Raw genomic sequence first — 16,562 nt, 5'->3', positions numbered from 1 at the left:
CTCCACTGGGCAGGCTTGTCGCGCCCAAGTGCGCTCCCACAGAAGAGCACCCGGAATCACCCCAGGTTGAGCTGCAACAAATCCCACTTGTTGCCATACAGGTCCTGAAACACCACCACGGTGCCATAGGCCTCTTCGCGCGGCGTTTCGCAGAACGTGGCGCCCGCGGCCTCCATGCGCCGGTAATCGCGCCAGAAGTCGTCGGTATGCAACAACAGGAAGACGCGGCCGCCGGTCTGGTCGCCCACGCGCGCGGACTGTTCCGGCGTGGATGCCTTCGCCAGCAACACCCGCGTTTCGGTAGCGCCCGGCGGCGCCACCACCACCCAGCGCTTGCCGCCGCCCATGTCGGTGTCTTCGACCAGCGTGAAACCAAGCACGCGGGTGTACCAGTCGATGGCCTCGTCGTAGTCGGCCACGACCAGCGCGATGCTGCCGATGTATTGCTTCACTTCTTGCGCTCCTTCGATGGCGGCCACTCGCCCAACTCGGCCTGCAGTTTCTTGGTCAGCTTGGCGCGGATCAGCCCGTAGGCCGTGCGGATCAGATCCGACAGTTCCGCGGTGCTGAAGCGCTTGGGCTCCACCACCGAAATCCAGCGGGCCCGGGCAAGATAGGGGGCGGCGATCATACCCGGCTGGTCGCTGAGTTCCAGAAAACGCTCGTCCTCCACCTTGAACGAGATCCGCCCGCCCTCGGTGGGCATGACCGCGAACATCTTGCCGCCCACGCTCATGACCAGGTCGGCGCCCCATTTGATGTCCCGGGTGACGCCGGGCCAGCTCCCACAGAGCTTTTCCAGCTGTGCCGGGGTGATGCCTTTGGACGCAGTAGCCATCGATTTCACTCTCCCTCAACGCAGGCGTGCGTGGGCTGGGGCATTCTGCCCGGGTCGGGATGGCTCTCGCAGGAATCCCGCGGTTCACGGCAATGCGGTGCGACATGAAGTCATGCGATATCCAGTCCGCCATGGGCTTTTGTTCATGTTGCACTGCACACAGTACGCTAAAGTATGGTCATGACTCCGGCTCTCGACTACTACTCCAACAGCCACGCGCTGGTTCCCGTGCGCAGCCCTGAGCGCTTTGCGCGCCCTCAGCTGGTGGAGGTGCCCAAGCCTCCCAAGGGCGAGCGAGTCCACACCCACGACGGCCGCGAGCTGTCCCTGCGCAGCATCGAACCCGCCGACGTGGCCGCGCTGAAGCGCCAGTTCTCGCGCCTGTCGCCGGAAGACATCCGGCGCCGCTTCCTGCATTCGATGGGCGAACTGCCCGATTCGATGGCGCAACGCCTGACCCACATCGATCCCGAGCTGGAAACCGCCTTCGTGCTGATGGACGAAACCGTGCAGCCGGCCGAGTTGCGCGGCGTCGGCCGCATCTTCGTGGACCAGGCCGCCAACAGCGCCGAGTTCTCCGTGCTGGTCGAGCACGATTGGGCGCGCCAGGGCCTGGGCGCCCTGCTCATGCAGCGCCTGGTGGACGACTGCCGCCGGCGCGGCCTGAGCGAGATCTGGGGTTACGTGCTGCTGGAAAACCGCCCCATGCTGCAGCTGTGCAAAGAGCTGGGCTTCGTGCGCCGGCTGACGCCCGACGAGCCCGGCACCACGCAGATCTCGCTGCAGCTCTGAACAGGCTCTGCAGCATCCAGGGCTTGTCGCGCAGCGAGCGCGCTCCCATATAGGGAACTCCATCCGCCCCGGCCTGTCCGGGGCGGTCGCGTTAAACTTGCCCGCTTTCCGGCGCGGCCTGGTGTCACGCCACTGATTGTTGGGTTCGCATGGCCGATACGATTCCCCACCCCTCCCTGCCCACCACCCCCAAGCAGCGCCGCTTCTGGACGCCGCCGCACGGTTCCTCGCGCGCCCTGCTGGTGGCCGAGGCTGCGCGCACGCATCAGGGGCTGCTGGTCGCCGTCACGCGCGACACGCAGCGGGCAAGCGCGCTGGAGGACGAGCTGCGCGTGTTCGCGGGCAATCTTCCCGTGCTGCATTTTCCCGACTGGGAAACCCTGCCCTACGACGTCTTCAGTCCACATCCGGACATCGTCTCGCAGCGCATCGCCACGCTGTACCAATTGCCGAACGTGCAACGCGGCGTCTTGGTGGTGCCGATCGCCACGCTGATGCAGCGCATCGCCCCGCGCAGCCACATCACCGGCGCCGGCCTGGTGATGAGAAAGGCGCAGAAACTGGATCTCGCCGCCGAACAGCGCCGGCTCGAGGCCGCCGGTTACCGCAACGTGCCGCAGGTCGGCGAACCGGGCGACTTCGCCGTGCGCGGCGCGCTGATCGACATCTTCCCGATGGGCGCGGCCGAGCCTTACCGCATCGAACTGTTCGACGACGAAGTGGAATCCATCCGCAGCTTCGATCCGGAAACGCAGCGCTCGCAGCAGCAAGTGGAAACCATCGAGCTGTTGCCGGCACGCGAATTCCCGCTCACCGAAAACGCCGCCAAGGATTTCCGCACGCGCCTGCGCGAACGCTTTCCCATCGACGTGCGCCGCTGCCCGCTCTACCAGGACATGAAGGAAGGCGTGACGCCGGGCGGTATCGAGTATTACCTGCCGATGTTCTTCGAACAGACGGCCACCTTGTTCGACTACCTCGCCGACAACGCCGTGTTCCTGCTCGGCGAGGGCGCGCTGGAATCGGCCGAACAGTTCTGGACCCAGAGCGGCGAACGCTACGACCAGCGCGCGCACGATATCGAACGCCCGGTGCTGCCGCCGGCCGAGCTCTACCTGCCGCCCGAACTGCTGCGCGAACAACTCAACAAGCGCTTGCGCATCGAAGTGGTGGAAAGCGGTCACGAACACGCGCTGCCCAGCGGCACACAGCCGGCACCGGAACTGCCGCTCAACCGCAAGGGCGAGGAACCGGGCACGTCGCTACGCCACTTCCTGTCCAGCTATCCGGGACGGGTGTTGATCACCGCCGACTCGGCCGGCCGGCGCGAAGCGCTGATCGAACAGCTGGCGGGCGCGGGGCTGAAGCCCGATACCGTCGACGGCTGGCAAGCCTTCCTCACGGGCGGCGACAAGCTGCGCCTCGCCATCACCACCGCTGGGCTCGAACAAGGCTTCGCACTCACCAAGCCCGCCTTCACCGTACTCACTGAACGCGAATTGTTCGGCGAGCGTGTGCGCACCGAGCGCAAGCGTCGGCGCGGTGCAGCGCGCGATCCGGAAAGCATCATCCGCGATCTCACCGAGCTGACCATCGGCGCGCCCATTGTCCACGTCGATCACGGCGTGGGTCGCTACCAGGGCCTGGTGTCGATGGAACTGGGCGGCATGGAGGGCGAGTTCCTCACCATCGAATACGCCAAGGGCGACAAGCTTTACGTGCCGGTGGCGCAGTTGGGCCTGGTCAGCCGCTACACCGGCACCGCGCCGGAACTGGCACCGCTGCATTCGCTGGGCGGCGACGCCTGGGAGCGCGCGCGCAAGAAGGCCGCGGAAAAAGTGCGCGACGTGGCGGCCGAACTGCTCGGCATCTATGCGCAGCGCGAAGCACGCGGCGGCGAATCGATGCCGATCGACCGCCAGATGGTGGAGGAATTCGGCGCCACCTTCCCGTTCGAGGAAACGCCCGACCAGCTGCAGGCGATCGATTCGGTCTTGCACGATCTGGCCGCGCCGCGCGCGATGGATCGCGTGATCTGTGGCGACGTGGGTTTCGGCAAGACCGAAGTGGCACTGCGCGCCGCCTTCGCGGCCGCTACGGCGGGTCGCCAGGTGGCCGTGCTGGTGCCCACCACCCTGCTGGCACAACAGCACTACCGCAACTTCGCCGACCGTTTCGCCGACTGGCCGGTAAAGGTCGATGTGCTGTCGCGCTTCAAGTCGACCAAGGAAGTGAACGACGCGCTGAAGCGCCTCGCCGACGGCCAGATCGACGTGATCGTGGGCACGCACAAGCTGCTGGCGCCGGAGATCAAGTTCAAGAACCTGGGCCTGGTGATCGTCGACGAGGAACAGCGCTTTGGCGTGCGCCAGAAGGAACAGCTGAAGAAGCTGCGCGCGGAAGTGGACCTGCTCACCATGACCGCCACGCCGATCCCACGCACGCTCAACATGGCGATGAGCGGCCTGCGCGATCTGTCGCTGATCGCCACGCCACCCGCCCACCGCATGGCCGTGCGCACGTTCGTCGCGCAATGGGAGCCGGCGCTGGCCCGCGAAGCGTTCCAACGCGAGCTACAGCGCGGCGGCCAGGTGTACTTCCTGCACAACGAGGTCGACACCATCGAGCGCGCCGCGCGCGAAGTGCAGGAACTGATTCCCGAAGCGCGCATCGGCGTGGCCCATGGACAGATGCCCGAACGCGATCTCGAACGGGTGATGGCGGATTTCCACCGCCAGCGCTTCAACGTGCTGGTGTGCACCACCATCATTGAAACCGGCATCGATATCCCCACCGCCAACACCATCATCATCAACCGCGCCGACCGCTTCGGCCTCGCCCAGCTGCACCAGCTGCGCGGACGCGTGGGCCGCTCGCATCACCGTGCGTACGCCTATCTGGTGGTGCCCGACCGCAAGGCGATGACCGCCGATGCGGAGAAGCGCCTGGAAGCGATTGCCTCGCTGGAAGAACTGGGCGCGGGCTTCACCCTCGCCACGCACGACCTGGAAATCCGCGGCGCGGGCGAGTTGCTCGGCGACGAGCAGTCGGGCCAGATCCAGGAAATCGGCTTCGGCCTCTACACGGAACTGCTCGAACGCGCCGTGCGTGCGCTGAAGTCCGGCAAGGTGCCCGACTTCGACCTCAGCAGCGAACACGAAACCGAAGTCGAACTGCATCTGCCCGCGCTGATTCCCGACGACTACCTGCCGGACGTCCACACGCGCCTGACGTTGTACAAGCGCATCGCCAGCGCCCGCAACGACGAACACCTGCGCGACCTGCAGGTGGAAATGATCGACCGCTTCGGCCTGCTGCCCGATCCGGCCAAGCAGTTGTTCGCCATCGCCCAGCTCAAGCTGATGGCCACGCCGCTGGGCATCCGCAAACTGGACTTCGGCGCCAACGGCGGACGCATCACCTTCCGCGACAAGCCGGAACTGGACCCGATGGCGATCATCCGACTGATCCAGGGACAGCCGCGCGTCTACAAGCTCGATGGCCAGGACAAGCTGAAGGTGAACCTGGAGTTGCCGGGTGCCACCGAACGCATGCGTTCGGCGCAGGAGGTGTTGGTGCAACTGGGGGCGCGTCGGCCGGGCTAAAGCGCCGCCGCTTCGGCAATCAAGCACACGGTAAACCACTGTGGGAGCGCACTTGTGCGCGACAGCCTAACGGAGCGTTACGCCCGAGCGCCAACGTCGCGCACAAGTGCGCTCCCACAATGGCGCGCCGGCCTTCCACCTGTCGTACCATCCCGCCACACTCGTTCGAAAGGCCCGAACATGTTGTCCGAGGACGAACTGGCACTGCTGGAAGCGATCCGGGAAAGCGGCAGTCTCTCGCGCGCTGCTGCGCGTCTAGGCAAGGCGCCCTCGACCATTTCGCACGCCGCCCGCCAACTGGAAGCGCGCTTCGACGCGCTGCTGTTCGACCGTCGCCGCTATCGCCTGCAGCTCACGCCCGCCGGTCAGTTGTTGGCGCTCGAAGCCGCCCGGCTGATGCAGGATGTGTCGCGGCTCAGCAAGCGCGTGAAGCAGATTGCCAGCGGCTGGGAAGACCGGCTGTGGATCGTCACCGACGAAATCCTCGAATTCGAAATCCTCGCGCCGGTCATTCGCAGCTTCGATGCGCTGCAATCGGGCGTGGCCCTGCGCATGACGCACGAAGTGCTTGGCGGCACCTGGGAAGCGCTGCGCGATGGCCGCGCCGATCTCATCATCGGCGCCACCAACGAACCACCGGTCATCCCCAAACTGCGCTGGCTCGAGCTGGGCGTGATGGAGTGGGTCTTCGCCGTGTCGCCGCGGCATCCGCTGGCCAAGGCGGCCGAACCGCTGGAGCGCGAAACCGTGCTGCGTCATCGCAGCGTGGTGGTGGCCGATTCGTCGCGCAGTTCCGCAGGGCGCGCCTATGGCCTGCTGGGCGGACAGGCGACGCTGGCGGTGCCGAGCATGGCCGCGAAGATCCATGCGCAGGTGGAAAACCTCGGCGTGGGATGGTTGCCGCGCCACCGCGTCGCCGGCTTGCTCAAACGGGGCGAACTGATCGAAAAGCGCATGGCCGATCCACGCGAACCGAACGTGCTGTACGTGGCCTGGCGGGGCGACCAGGAAGGACGCGCGCTGTCGTGGTGGCTGGAGCAGTTGCGCCAGCCGCGACTGGCCAAGCGGCTGGTGCGCGGCATCGAGATCGCCGGCTGAGCACATCGGCCGGGAATGTTGCATGATCAACCGTCGCACCATGCCGCCTGTCTTCCCTTGAGGACATCGGCGGCCGACGCTGGACGTTTTGCCATCCATTGCCGATCTCGACCCCGCCGATGGGCGGCGCCCCAAGCGATGCACCTGAGCCGGAGAACCCATGAGCCTCGACTCAACGACCCTCGAAGCGCAACCGATGTTCCAGCCGAAGATGCTGATACGCCCCGCCGTTGCCTGGGGCACGGTGGTGCTGTTCCTGGTCTTCGGTTCGGACTGGATGCAACACCTGAGCAGCCACGCGATCGGCATCTCGCTGTTTGCCTGGCTGTTCCTGGTGATCGTGTGGGGATCGTTCGGCGTGGTGCACGAAGCCGAGGAACTCGCCGGCCTGCTGGGCGAACCGGTGGGCACGCTGGTGCTCACCTTGTCGATCGTGCTGATCGAAGTGGTGCTGATCTCGGCGGTGATGCTGGGTGCCGGCGACACCGCCACGCTGGCGCGCGACACCATGTTCGCGGTGTTGATGATCGTGTTGAACGGCGTGGTGGGACTGGGCTTGTTGATCGGCGGCATGCGCCACCATGAGCAGGCCTACAACCTGCACGGCGCGTCCGCGTTCCTGGCGGTGATCATTCCGCTTGCCACCATTGCACTGGTCCTGCCCAGTTTCACCGCATCCACGCCCGACGGCTCGCTGACCACCCTGCAGGCGGTGAGCTTCTCGATTCTCACCATCGGGTTGTACGGCATGTTCCTGTGGTTGCAGACGGGCCGCCACCAGGGCTATTTCGTGGCGCCACGTTCCGATACCGACCAGATCGTGCCGGAAGAACCGCCGCCGCCACCGCGCCGTGCACGCAAGGGCGAGATGGCACTCCATCTGGTGTTGCTGCTGGTCAACATCCTGCCGATCGTGATCCTGTCCAAGAGCCTCGCCAAGGTGCTGGACTACGGCATCGCGGCGACCGGCGCGCCGCATGCGCTGGGCGGCGTCATCATCGCCATGCTGGTATTCACGCCCGAAGGCATCTCGGCACTGATCGCCATTCGCCGCGATCAGCTCACACGCGCGATCAACCTGTGCCTGGGCGGCGCAGCGTCGACGGTGGGGCTCACCGTGCCCGCGGTGCTGGCGATTGGCCTGTTCACCGGCAAGCCGGTCGTGCTGGGCCTGCCGCCGGCCAGCATCGTGCTGCTCGCCTCGACGCTGGTGTTGAGCACGCTGACCTTCTCGGGATGGCGCACCACGATGCTCGAAGGCGCCGTGCACCTGTCGATGTTCGCGGTGTTCCTGGTGCTGGTGTTCAGCCCCTAGCGGAGCGCACTCGCAAGAGCGCGCCCTGCCCGCCTCAGGCGCCGCGTGCCCCGGCTCGCACGAGGTAGTACACGGCGAACATCCCTTGCGGATCGGTCCACTCGTGAGCCACCGCAAGGCCTGCCTTGCCGGCGAGCGCGGCGAAGTCTTCCGGCGAATACTTGCAGCTGTATTCCACCTGCATCGCCTCTTCAGCCGTGAAACCCACCTGCTGCTTGCCCACGCGTACCTTCTGGTCGCGCGTGCTGACGATGAAGGTTTCGATGCGCCCGGCCATCACGTTGTAGTGCGAGCGATGGCGGAAGCTCGACAGGTCGAAGTCGCTGCCGATCTCGCGATTCAGGCGCACCAGCATGTTGAGCGTGAACTCGCTGGTCACGCCGGCCTTGTCGTTGTACGCGGCCTCGATCGTCGCCGTGTCCTTCTTCAGGTCGGCGCCGATCAGGATGCCGCCGTTGTCGCCCATCTCGCCACGCATCTTGCGCAGCAGATCTGCCGCATCGCGCGCCTCGAAATTGCCGATGGTGGAGCCGGGGAAATAGATCACCGTGCGCCGTGGCGCCCGCGGCGGAATCGGTAGCCGCAGCGGGCGCGTGAAGTCGGCATGCAGCGCCTGCACCGGCACGCCGGGAAAGCGCTCGTTCAAGGCCTGCGTGCTGTTGCGCAGCGGCTCGGCGGAAATCTCCACCGGCACATACGACACCGGTGCGTGCAGGTGCTCCAGCAGCATGCGCGTCTTGATCGCATTGCCGCTGCCGTATTCCACCAGGCGCACGTCGGGACCCAGCACGTCGGCGATGTCGCCCGCGTGCGTGTCCATCAACGCGATCTCGCTGCGCGTCAGGTAGTACTCGGGCTGCTCGCAGATGTCTTCGAACAATTGCGAACCGCGTTCGTCGTAGAACAGCCAGGACGGCAAGCGCTTGGGCCGCGCACGCAGCCCGCGTTGCACGATGCCGAGCAGGTCGTCGACCGGTGGGCGGCGATCGTCGTCGCGGATATCGAAGGAAGCTTGCACACTCATCGGTCCTGTCCCAAGCGTATCCCCATGAACTGCCAGCGGGCATGAGGAGGAAAGAAATTCCGGTAGGTCGCGCGCAGGTGTTCGCGTGGCGTCGCACAGGAACCGCCGCGCAGCACCCACTGCCCGTTCATGAACTTGCCGTTGTATTCGCCCAGCGCGCCGGCCAGCGGACGGAAGCCGGGATAGCTGACGTAGGGCGAGGCGGTCCACTCCCACACGTCGCCGAACATCTGCAGCATCCCCTCGCCGGCCGTGGCGGCCTGGGGATGGAACGCCATCGCATCGAGCAGGTTGCCCTGCACGGGCACCGAAGAAGCGGCACTCTCCCATTCCGCTTCGGTGGGCAGGCGTGCGCCGGCCCAGTGCGCGAAGGCGTCGGCTTCGAAATAGCTGATGTGGCTCACCGGCGCATCCGGATCGATCGGCTGCACGCCGGCCAGCGTGAATTCGCTGGACAGGTCTTCCTGCCAGTAGAACGGCCGCTGCCATTGCTCACGACGAATGGTGTCCCACCCTTCGGACAACCACAGCGAAGGCTCGCTATAGCCGCCGTCGCGCACGAAGGCGGCGTATTCGGCATTGGTCACCGGCCGGTTGGCCAGCGCGTGCGGCTGCAGCAGCGTGCGATGGCGAGGCGACTCGTTGTCGAAGGCGAAGCCGTTGCCCCGATGCCCCATTTCCACGATGCCTTCCCGGCCCGGGATGAAGGTCATCGGCACCGACGTGGTGGCCGACGACGAGGCCAGCGGCGCGGTATACGCGGGCAACAACGGATTGATCGAGAACGCGTGCTTGATGTCGGTGATCAGCAGCTCCTGATGCTGCTGTTCGTGCTCCAGGCCCAGTTCGATGATGCCTTGGGTGGTGGCATCGACGCCGCGCGACAGCCAGTCGCCGATCGCCTCGTCGACGCGTTCGCGGTAGTCGCGTATCTGCGCCACGCCGGGACGCGACAGCAGGCCCCGCTGAGGGCGCGCATGCATCGGCCCGACCGACTGGTAGTAGGAGTTGAACAGGTAGTTCCACTCCGGATGCGGCGAGCGATAGGCGGCATCGCGCTCGAGCACGAAGCGTTCGAAGAACCAGGTGGTATGCGCAAGATGCCACTTCGCCGGACTGGCGTCCGGCATCGATTGCACCATCATGTCTTCAGGCGTCAGCGCAGCACACAAGGCCATGCTGCGGGAGCGGATTCTCCGGAATCGCAGCGTCAACGCCTCGGCTTGCGCGGCCGAATGCGCCAACGTCATCGCGACCTCCGGGATAGGGTGACGCCGTGGCCGGCCGAGCCAGTCGTTTGTTGAACACTCATACCGTGGCCAGTGCGCCGTGACATGCGCGCACGATGCCGCAGGGAACGTTCAAAAGTTGTGATAGGAGGATGGCGGATTGCTGACGACGGCGCGCTCCGCCTGGGGTTTCCGCGCTGCAAAAAAAAGAAACCCGGCACAAGGCCGGGCTTCTTCGTATCGACATGCTGCTACGCGATCAGTGACCGTGACCGTAGTAACGGTAGCCACCGCGATAGTAGTAACCGCCGCGATGGTAGTAGCCCGGGTGGCCACCGACCACGACCGCCGCGCCGACTGCCGGGTACACCACCGGACCGCCGTACACGGGACCGCCGTAGACCACGGGGGCCGGAGCCGGCGCGTAATACACCGGCGGAGGCGGTGCGTACACCACCGGGGCCGGTGCGTAGTAACCCACGCCCACGGCCGGCAGACCGATACCCACGTTCAAGCTGACATGGCCCGCGAACGCCGGGGCAACGGCGGCACAGCCAACGACCAAGGCCGTGGCCACTGCAACGCGCTTGAGGGTGGAAATCTTCGTCTTGTTCATGAAATTGTCTCCCAAGGGAGGCTTGATTCCGACAGAAGGACTCGACCTTGCCTTCTATCGCTCTTTGCCGGGATCAATGCTGTGACTTTTGCGCTGAATCCGGACTGAGTAGAAACCGTGAAAATGCTTAACGCCTGCTCTTGTTCCGGACGTGGTTCACACTCTCGCCCCAGGGCGATTCCTGCGGATGCAGGCGCAGCAGCCAGCAGCCGTGGATGTCCGAGCGGCGGGTGAAGTCGAACGGGATGCTGGGCGCACTCCAGTCCTCGATGAGGAACCGTTCAGCCAACGCTTCCTGGTTCAACTTGAAGCGCCGGAAGTTGTTCGAGAACACCAGCACGCCGTCGCTGGAAAGACGCTCGGCACAGGCCAGCAACAACGGCACGTGGTCGCGCTGGACGTCGAAGTCTTCCGCCCGCTTGGAGTTGGAGAACGTCGGCGGATCGACGTAGATCAATCCGTAGCGTTCCTTGTCCTGCTTGAGGAAGGTCATCGCATCCGCCTGCATCAGGCGATGCTTGCCGCCGGTGAAGCCATTGAGCGCCAGATTGCGCGAGGCCCAATCCAGGTAGGTGGCCGAGAGATCCACGCTGGTGGTGTCCCGCGCCTCGCCCGCGGCCGCATAGACGCTCGCCGTGGCGGTATAGGCAAACAGGTTGAGGAAGCGACGGCCCGAGGCGAGCTCGCGCAGCTTGGCGCGCACCAGGCGGTGATCGATGAACAGCCCGGTGTCCAGGTAGTCGGTGAGGTTCGCCAGGAAACGCAGGCCGCCTTCGGCCACCTCGATGAACTCGCCGCGCTGGTCGAACTGGCCGTACTTGGAGCCGCCCTTGCCGCGCTCACGCGTCTTCAGCGCAATGCGTTCGCGCGGCACGCCGAGCACTTCGCCAGCCACGCGCACGATCTCGCGCAGGCGATGGCGGGCGGTCTCGACGGGGATCTCCACCGGCGCCCTGTATTCCTGGATATGCAGCCACGGTTCGGCGCCCTCGCGGCCGTAGACGTCGATGGCGGCCGCATATTCGGGCAGGTCCTGGTCATAGGCGCGCCAGCAGTGGATGCCCTCGCGATCGAGGCGCTTGCGCTGGTGGCGCACGGTTTTCTCCAGCCGGTTGCGCAGCATCTGCGCGCCTTCGGAAAGCGGCTTCACCTCGCGCGGCGTTTCGCTGCGCGCATGCAGTTCGAACACCAGCAGCTGCGTTTCCAGTGCGCCGTTGTAGAGCGCGTATTTCTTTTCGGCGCGCAGCGGAATGGCGTGCCCCAACTCCTCGTCTCCCGCCAGCACGGCGGCACGCCAGCCGGCAAAACGCTCGCGCAAGGTTTCACCGAGGGCACGGTAGAGCCGTGGCATTTCCACCCGGTCGCCCAGGCGCTCGCCATAGGGCGGATTGGTGATCACCAGCCCGCGCGTATAGCCCGGCGGCGGCGACACATGGGTGGCATCGTGCTTGTCCAGCGTAAGGAAACCGGCGACGCCCGCTTCCTGCGCATTGCGCTTGGCCGTCTGCACCATGCGCGAATCCGCGTCGCTGCCGAAGAAGCAGCTGCGCAGCGCGCGCAGGCCGGTTTCGGCGCGCTGGCGCGCCTCTTCCAACAGGCCACGCCACACAGCGATGTCGTGCTGGGCCCAACCCAGAAAACCGTAGTACTCGCGATGCAGGCCCGGGGCGACGTCGGCCGCCATCCAGGCGCCCTCCACCAATAGCGTGCCCGAACCGCACATGGGATCGAGCAGCGCGCCGCCTTCGGCATAGATCTCCGGCCAACGCGCGCGCAACAGCATCGCGGCCGCGAGGTTTTCCTTCAGCGGCGCTTCGCCCTGCACTTCGCGCCAGCCGCGGCGATGCAGCGGCGCACCGGCCAGGTCGAGCGAGAGCGTGGCGCGGTCGCGGCGCAGGCGCAGGTTGATGCGTACGTCCGGTTCGTCGGTATCCACGCCGGGGCGCGAGCCGTCGCGCTGGCGGAACTGGTCGACCACCGCATCCTTCACGCGCTGCGCGAGGAACTGGCTATGCGTGAGTTTGCTCTGCGCCGAGTTGGCGTCGACCGCCAGGGTGGCATGCGAGGCCAGATGCTGCGACCAGTCGATGGACTGCACGCCTGCATACAGCGCATCGTCGGTGGCCGCGTCGAACTCGGCCAGCGGCATCAGCACGCGGCTGGCCAGGCGCGACCACAGGCAGGCGCGATAGGCGGTTTCCAGCGTGCCGGAGAAATGCACGCCGGCCAGCGCCTCGCGCACGTCGCCCGCACCGAGCGCGACCAGTTCGTCGCGCAGCAGGTATTCCAGGCCCTTGGGACAGCTGGCGAAGAAGGCGCTCATGCGGCTGCCACTGCGGTGAGGAACAAGCCGAACTGCTCGACGATACGATCGACGCTGTCGCTCAGGCGATGGTCGTCATCGACCATGATCAGCGGCAGGCGGCGGCGGGCGGAGAATGCAATCACGCCTTCGGGCGGACATACGTCGTCGCGCCAGCCGTGGTAGAGCAGCGTGGGCACGCCCTCGGCCGAGCCGAATGCCTGGCGGTAGCCGGGGATCTCGCTGGGCGTGGCCAGCAGGAACAGGCCCGCCACCGGGCGCTGCAGCGAAGCCAGGCCGGATACGAAGGCGCCCATGCTGGAACCGACCAGCACCGGCGGCGCGTCTACCGCATCGATGGCGGCGAGCAGGCGCTGCAGACGCGGATCGACCGAGCCGGCGTGGCCCGCCAGATCATCGCTGCGATAGTCCGGGCGCTGGGTTTTCCAACCCAGGGCCTCGGCAAAGGCGGCCAGCACGCTGACCTTGGTGGCATCCGGACCGGAGTCCGAGCCATGCGAAAGAATGATCTGGCCGCGCATCGCGGTCTCCACTAACTGCGTCCATCAGGCCGCGCATGGTAACAGGCGACGTCCTGGGCCACCGTCGCATAGACTCCCGCCCATGCCGCTGACCATCATTGAACACCCGCTTCCGTACGTCTCCCTGTTGCCCGAGCGCCCCGTCGAGGCGGTGGACATGGTGGTGATCCACTGCACCGAGCTGCCGGATCTCGCCATCGCCCGCGAGTACGGCGAGCGGGTGCTCTACGAAAGCGGTGCGGGCGCCAGCGGGCATTACTACATCGACCGGGACGGCAGCACCTACCAGTACGTGCCGGCAACGCGCGTGGCCCACCATGTGCGCGGCCACAACCCCCATTCCATCGGGATCGAGCTGGTCAACCTGGGACGCTACCCGGACTGGTGGGACTCGCGCCGCCAGACCATGACCGAGCCCTACCCGCCGGCCCAGCTCGCCGCGCTGCGAGCCCTGCTGGAGCAGCTGAGGCAGGAGTTTCCCCGTTTGCGGTTGATCGCCGGCCATGAGCAGCTGGACACCGACCGCATGCCGGCCAGCGACGATCCAACCCGGGATGTACCGCGCAAGCTCGACCCCGGCCCGATGTTCCCCTGGCCAGAGGTGTTGGAAGGCAGCGGCCTGACCCGTTGGACCCCGGCTAGCGGCTAGCCGCCACGGGCGCGGATTGGCGCGCCAGTGCGACCGCCAGCATCACCGCGACGCGCGCCTGCGGGCTGCTGCGCCAGCAGGTGGCGCCCAGCAAAGTGCTGATCTGCAGCAGCAAATCGTCCACTTCAGCACCCGCCAATTGCTCCAGCGAGCAGATGCCGATCTGCTCCAGGCGGGAGATCACCGAGAGCCCAACGCCCGGCGGGTCCAGCAAACGCTGCCGTTCCCAGTCTGAAAACTGTTCCATGACGGCCGCCCCTGATGGTTTAGGCGATGAATACCGTCGCGGCCAGCGACTCGTCTGCCGGACAAATCCGACCGAGACAGTCGGAGACAATCGCTATAATCGGCGGCCACCCACTTGAGCCTGCCCTCCATGACGGAAAACCACGTCCGCGAACTCGTCGACCTGCTCGAACTGGAGCGTCTGGAGGACAACCTGTTCCGCGGCCAGAGCCGGGACATCGGCACGCATTTCGTGTTCGGCGGCCAGGTGCTGGGCCAGGCGCTGTCCGCCGCCCAGCGCACGGTGGATCCGGACCGCGAAGCCCACTCGCTGCACGCCTATTTCCTGCGCGCGGGCGACATCAAGGCGCCGATCGTCTACAACGTCGAGCGCACGCGCGACGGCGGTACGTTCTCGTCGCGCCGCGTGGTGGCGATCCAGCACGGCCAGCCGATCCTCAACGGCTCGATCTCTTTCCAGGTGCCGGAAACCGGCTTCGAGCATCAGTCCTCGATGCCTGAAGTGCCGATGCCCGAAGACATCGAACCGATGCAGGCAGTGCCGCCGGAACAGCTGGCCAAGCTGCCGGAGAAGCTGCAGCGCTGGCTGGGCGTCGATGCGCCGTTCGAATTCCGCCATGTGTGGCCGCAGGACAAACTGCACCCCACCAAGCGGCCGCCGATCCAGCACATCTGGTTCCGCCTGAGCGCGCGCGTCGGCGATTCGCCGGCGCTGCAGCGCTCGCTGCTTGCCTACGCCTCGGACTTCAACCTGATCGGCACCGCCACCCTGCCGCACGGCATCTCGTACTACACGCACAACGTGCAGATGGCGAGCCTGGACCACGCGCTGTGGTTCCACCGCCCGTTCCGGGTCGACGAATGGCTGCTGTACTCGTTCGACAGCCCGACTGCCCAGGGTTCCCGAGGCCTCGCGCGCGGCCAGATCTTCAGCCGCGACGGCCGCCTGGTCGCCTCGACGGCCCAGGAGGGCCTGATCCGCCTGCGCGGCTGAGGCGCTGGACCAGCGTAGTAATATCGGTCTGGCCGATCCCCGCGGCCAGTCATTCCCGCACCTGCCCGCCCGGCGAACCAAGGTTTCCTTATGCGTCAGCTCTACACATCGCCCCGCCAGGAAAACATCGATCGGGTTGCCAAACTCCTCAAGGAGCAAGGCATCGAGTGCACCATCGAGAACCGCTCGAACTACAACCGCGGGACCTACCAGCGCTTCAGCTACACGCAGCGCCAGGAGAACCGGGACAACTGGGCCCAGGTCTGGGTGACCCGGGCGGACGACTACACCCGCGCCCGCGCCCTGCTGAAAGAGCTGGGCATCGAGCCGGTGATCCGCCACGGCGAGGAGCTGGCGCTGGCCCGCAACGCCACCCCGGACATGAAGCGCCAGGGCATGGCCAACCGGGTACGCCGTATTGTCATGTTGGCCGTGGCCGGCGCCTTTGTGGTGCTGATGCTGCGCTATATGGGTGTCATCTGACCTGTTCAGGGTCCCCTGAGCGCTGTATCAGATTTGTCCTACTGACACAGTGATGCAGACCGGACATAGAATCAGGCCATGCGCTCTGACCGTGTCCGCCTCTTCCAAACCCTGCCGCACGCCTGCGGCTACTTTGCCGAGCGCACGGCACAGAACCTGGTGATCGATCCGGCCGCCCCGCAACTGGACCAGTTGTACGGTCCGGCGCTGGAGCGTGGCTTCCGACGCGCGGGTGGGCATCTGTACTACCCGTACTGCACCAGCTGCCGGGCCTGCACGCCCTGCCGCATCGACGTCGAGCGCTTCACGCCCGACCGCAGCCAGCGCCGTTGCCTCAAGCGCAACGAGGACCTGCAGGTGATCGAGTCGATGGCCGGCTACAACGCCGAACGCCACGCGCTGTACGAGCGCTACCTGCGCCAGCGCCACCCCGGCGGCGGCATGGACGAAGCCGACGCCAGCGACTTCCGCCGCTTCCTCACCGCGCCGTGGAGCCCGACCATGTTCCTGGAGTTCCGCCAGGGCCCGCGCCTGCTCGGCGTGGCCGTGACGGACGTCTGCCAGCAGGGGCTTTCGGCCGTCTATACGTTCTACGAGCCGGAAGAAACCGCGCGCAGCCTGGGCACGTTCTCGATCCTGCAGCAGGTCGCGCTGGCCAAGCGCCGCGGCCTGCCCTGGATCTACCTGGGCTTCTGGATCGCCGGCCATCCGAAGATGGACTACAAGCGCAAGTTCCGCCCGATGCAGATCCGCACCAGCGAGGGCTGGGTGGAGATGGCGGAAGGTTGAGTCCCCCGTGGTGCGCGACAGCAATCATTCCGCCAACACC

At 66.3% G+C, this 16,562-nt stretch carries 16 protein-coding genes; 8 read left to right on the top strand and 8 right to left on the bottom strand.

Annotation, left to right across the window (positions count from 1 at the left end; translation table 11 throughout):
• Positions 1-56: 56 nt before the first annotated feature.
• Together ISP20_RS01580 and ISP20_RS01575 are read right to left on the bottom strand one after the other, a co-directional pair.
• Entirely contained in the window at positions 57-452 is a 396-nt protein-coding gene (locus tag ISP20_RS01580; protein ID WP_204634300.1) for a VOC family protein, read from the bottom strand.
• On the bottom strand, positions 449-838 hold the full coding sequence (locus ISP20_RS01575; protein WP_204634299.1) for an MmcQ/YjbR family DNA-binding protein: 390 nt from the start codon (positions 836-838) through the stop codon (positions 449-451). The genes ISP20_RS01580 and ISP20_RS01575 overlap by 4 nt, the downstream gene beginning before the upstream one ends.
• Positions 839-1,018: 180 nt before the next feature.
• Here ISP20_RS01575 and ISP20_RS01570 point away from each other — a divergent pair, with 180 nt between their 5' ends.
• From ISP20_RS01570 to ISP20_RS01555, 4 genes are all read left to right on the top strand, one after another.
• Positions 1,019-1,630 carry a GNAT family N-acetyltransferase gene (locus ISP20_RS01570; protein WP_204634298.1) on the top strand — a complete coding sequence of 204 codons (612 nt, stop codon included), beginning with the start codon at positions 1,019-1,021 and terminating at the stop codon, positions 1,628-1,630.
• Between the two features lie 149 nt (positions 1,631-1,779).
• Positions 1,780-5,235 carry a transcription-repair coupling factor gene (mfd, locus tag ISP20_RS01565; RefSeq protein ID WP_204634297.1) on the top strand — a complete coding sequence of 1,152 codons (3,456 nt, stop codon included), beginning with the start codon at positions 1,780-1,782 and terminating at the stop codon, positions 5,233-5,235.
• Between the two features lie 180 nt (positions 5,236-5,415).
• The gene (locus ISP20_RS01560) at positions 5,416-6,333 is read left to right on the top strand and encodes a LysR family transcriptional regulator (RefSeq protein WP_204634296.1); all 918 of its coding nucleotides are present in this window, start codon (positions 5,416-5,418) and stop codon (positions 6,331-6,333) included.
• Between the two features lie 160 nt (positions 6,334-6,493).
• The gene (locus ISP20_RS01555) at positions 6,494-7,648 is read left to right on the top strand and encodes a calcium:cation antiporter (RefSeq protein ID WP_204634295.1); all 1,155 of its coding nucleotides are present in this window, start codon (positions 6,494-6,496) and stop codon (positions 7,646-7,648) included.
• Between the two features lie 34 nt (positions 7,649-7,682).
• On the opposite strand, the gene egtD is transcribed toward ISP20_RS01555, so the two are convergent.
• The 5 genes from egtD to ISP20_RS01530 form a co-directional block, all read right to left on the bottom strand.
• Complete coding sequence (egtD, locus tag ISP20_RS01550; protein ID WP_204634294.1) at positions 7,683-8,672, bottom strand: L-histidine N(alpha)-methyltransferase; 990 nt, start codon at positions 8,670-8,672, stop codon at positions 7,683-7,685.
• Entirely contained in the window at positions 8,669-9,922 is a 1,254-nt protein-coding gene (gene egtB / locus ISP20_RS01545) for an ergothioneine biosynthesis protein EgtB (RefSeq protein ID WP_204634293.1), read from the bottom strand. The genes egtD and egtB overlap by 4 nt, the downstream gene beginning before the upstream one ends.
• A 238-nt stretch (positions 9,923-10,160) precedes the next feature.
• A complete protein-coding gene (locus ISP20_RS01540) occupies positions 10,161-10,517 on the bottom strand; it encodes a hypothetical protein (RefSeq protein ID WP_204634292.1) in 357 nt (118 codons plus the stop codon).
• Between the two features lie 127 nt (positions 10,518-10,644).
• The gene (gene rlmKL, locus ISP20_RS01535; protein ID WP_204634291.1) at positions 10,645-12,840 is read right to left on the bottom strand and encodes a bifunctional 23S rRNA (guanine(2069)-N(7))-methyltransferase RlmK/23S rRNA (guanine(2445)-N(2))-methyltransferase RlmL; all 2,196 of its coding nucleotides are present in this window, start codon (positions 12,838-12,840) and stop codon (positions 10,645-10,647) included.
• Positions 12,837-13,361, bottom strand: coding sequence for an alpha/beta hydrolase (locus ISP20_RS01530; protein WP_204634290.1), 525 nt, complete (start codon positions 13,359-13,361; stop codon positions 12,837-12,839). Before ISP20_RS01530 ends, rlmKL begins: the two co-directional genes overlap by 4 nt.
• 82 nt (positions 13,362-13,443) lie before the next feature.
• Between ISP20_RS01530 and ISP20_RS01525 the strand changes: the two genes are divergently transcribed.
• Positions 13,444-14,010 (top strand): N-acetylmuramoyl-L-alanine amidase, encoded by a 567-nt coding sequence (locus ISP20_RS01525; RefSeq protein WP_204634289.1) that lies wholly within the window; start codon positions 13,444-13,446, stop codon positions 14,008-14,010.
• Here the strand turns inward: ISP20_RS01525 and ISP20_RS01520 are convergent.
• The gene (locus ISP20_RS01520; RefSeq protein ID WP_204634288.1) at positions 14,000-14,257 is read right to left on the bottom strand and encodes a helix-hairpin-helix domain-containing protein; all 258 of its coding nucleotides are present in this window, start codon (positions 14,255-14,257) and stop codon (positions 14,000-14,002) included. The two genes, ISP20_RS01525 and ISP20_RS01520, sit on opposite strands and share 11 nt — an antisense overlap.
• Before the next feature lie 129 nt (positions 14,258-14,386).
• Between ISP20_RS01520 and tesB the strand changes: the two genes are divergently transcribed.
• The 3 genes from tesB (at position 14,387) to ISP20_RS01505 (ending at position 16,522) form a co-directional block, all read left to right on the top strand.
• Positions 14,387-15,250 carry an acyl-CoA thioesterase II gene (gene tesB / locus ISP20_RS01515; protein ID WP_204634287.1) on the top strand — a complete coding sequence of 288 codons (864 nt, stop codon included), beginning with the start codon at positions 14,387-14,389 and terminating at the stop codon, positions 15,248-15,250.
• Positions 15,251-15,340: 90 nt separating this feature from the next.
• Entirely contained in the window at positions 15,341-15,733 is a 393-nt protein-coding gene (locus tag ISP20_RS01510; RefSeq protein ID WP_204634286.1) for a putative signal transducing protein, read from the top strand.
• 78 nt (positions 15,734-15,811) lie between these two features.
• Positions 15,812-16,522: an arginyltransferase gene (locus tag ISP20_RS01505; protein ID WP_204634285.1), complete on the top strand. Its 711-nt coding sequence runs from the start codon at positions 15,812-15,814 to the stop codon at positions 16,520-16,522.
• Positions 16,523-16,562: the final 40 nt, after the last annotated feature.

The organism is Dyella kyungheensis (genome assembly GCF_016905005.1).
Taxonomy (GTDB): Bacteria; Pseudomonadota; Gammaproteobacteria; order Xanthomonadales; family Rhodanobacteraceae; genus Dyella; species Dyella kyungheensis.
This window is presented reverse-complemented; position numbering and strand designations above follow the sequence as displayed.

Excerpts from the sequence above, each read along its gene's own strand:
- ISP20_RS01520 (WP_204634288.1), bottom strand. The coding sequence starts at position 14,257 with ATGGAACAGTTTTCAGACTGGGAACGGCAGCGTTTGCTGGACCCGCCG.
- ISP20_RS01555 (WP_204634295.1), top strand. The coding sequence starts at position 6,494 with ATGAGCCTCGACTCAACGACCCTCGAAGCGCAACCGATGTTCCAGCCG.
- ISP20_RS01505 (WP_204634285.1), top strand. The coding sequence starts at position 15,812 with ATGCGCTCTGACCGTGTCCGCCTCTTCCAAACCCTGCCGCACGCCTGC.
- ISP20_RS01560 (WP_204634296.1), top strand. The coding sequence starts at position 5,416 with ATGTTGTCCGAGGACGAACTGGCACTGCTGGAAGCGATCCGGGAAAGC.
- ISP20_RS01510 (WP_204634286.1), top strand. The coding sequence starts at position 15,341 with ATGCGTCAGCTCTACACATCGCCCCGCCAGGAAAACATCGATCGGGTT.
- egtD (WP_204634294.1), bottom strand. The coding sequence starts at position 8,672 with ATGAGTGTGCAAGCTTCCTTCGATATCCGCGACGACGATCGCCGCCCA.
- ISP20_RS01575 (WP_204634299.1), bottom strand. The coding sequence starts at position 838 with ATGGCTACTGCGTCCAAAGGCATCACCCCGGCACAGCTGGAAAAGCTC.
- mfd (WP_204634297.1), top strand. The coding sequence starts at position 1,780 with ATGGCCGATACGATTCCCCACCCCTCCCTGCCCACCACCCCCAAGCAG.
- ISP20_RS01540 (WP_204634292.1), bottom strand. The coding sequence starts at position 10,517 with ATGAACAAGACGAAGATTTCCACCCTCAAGCGCGTTGCAGTGGCCACG.
- rlmKL (WP_204634291.1), bottom strand. The coding sequence starts at position 12,840 with ATGAGCGCCTTCTTCGCCAGCTGTCCCAAGGGCCTGGAATACCTGCTG.
- tesB (WP_204634287.1), top strand. The coding sequence starts at position 14,387 with ATGACGGAAAACCACGTCCGCGAACTCGTCGACCTGCTCGAACTGGAG.
- ISP20_RS01530 (WP_204634290.1), bottom strand. The coding sequence starts at position 13,361 with ATGCGCGGCCAGATCATTCTTTCGCATGGCTCGGACTCCGGTCCGGAT.
- ISP20_RS01570 (WP_204634298.1), top strand. The coding sequence starts at position 1,019 with ATGACTCCGGCTCTCGACTACTACTCCAACAGCCACGCGCTGGTTCCC.
- ISP20_RS01525 (WP_204634289.1), top strand. The coding sequence starts at position 13,444 with ATGCCGCTGACCATCATTGAACACCCGCTTCCGTACGTCTCCCTGTTG.
- egtB (WP_204634293.1), bottom strand. The coding sequence starts at position 9,922 with ATGACGTTGGCGCATTCGGCCGCGCAAGCCGAGGCGTTGACGCTGCGA.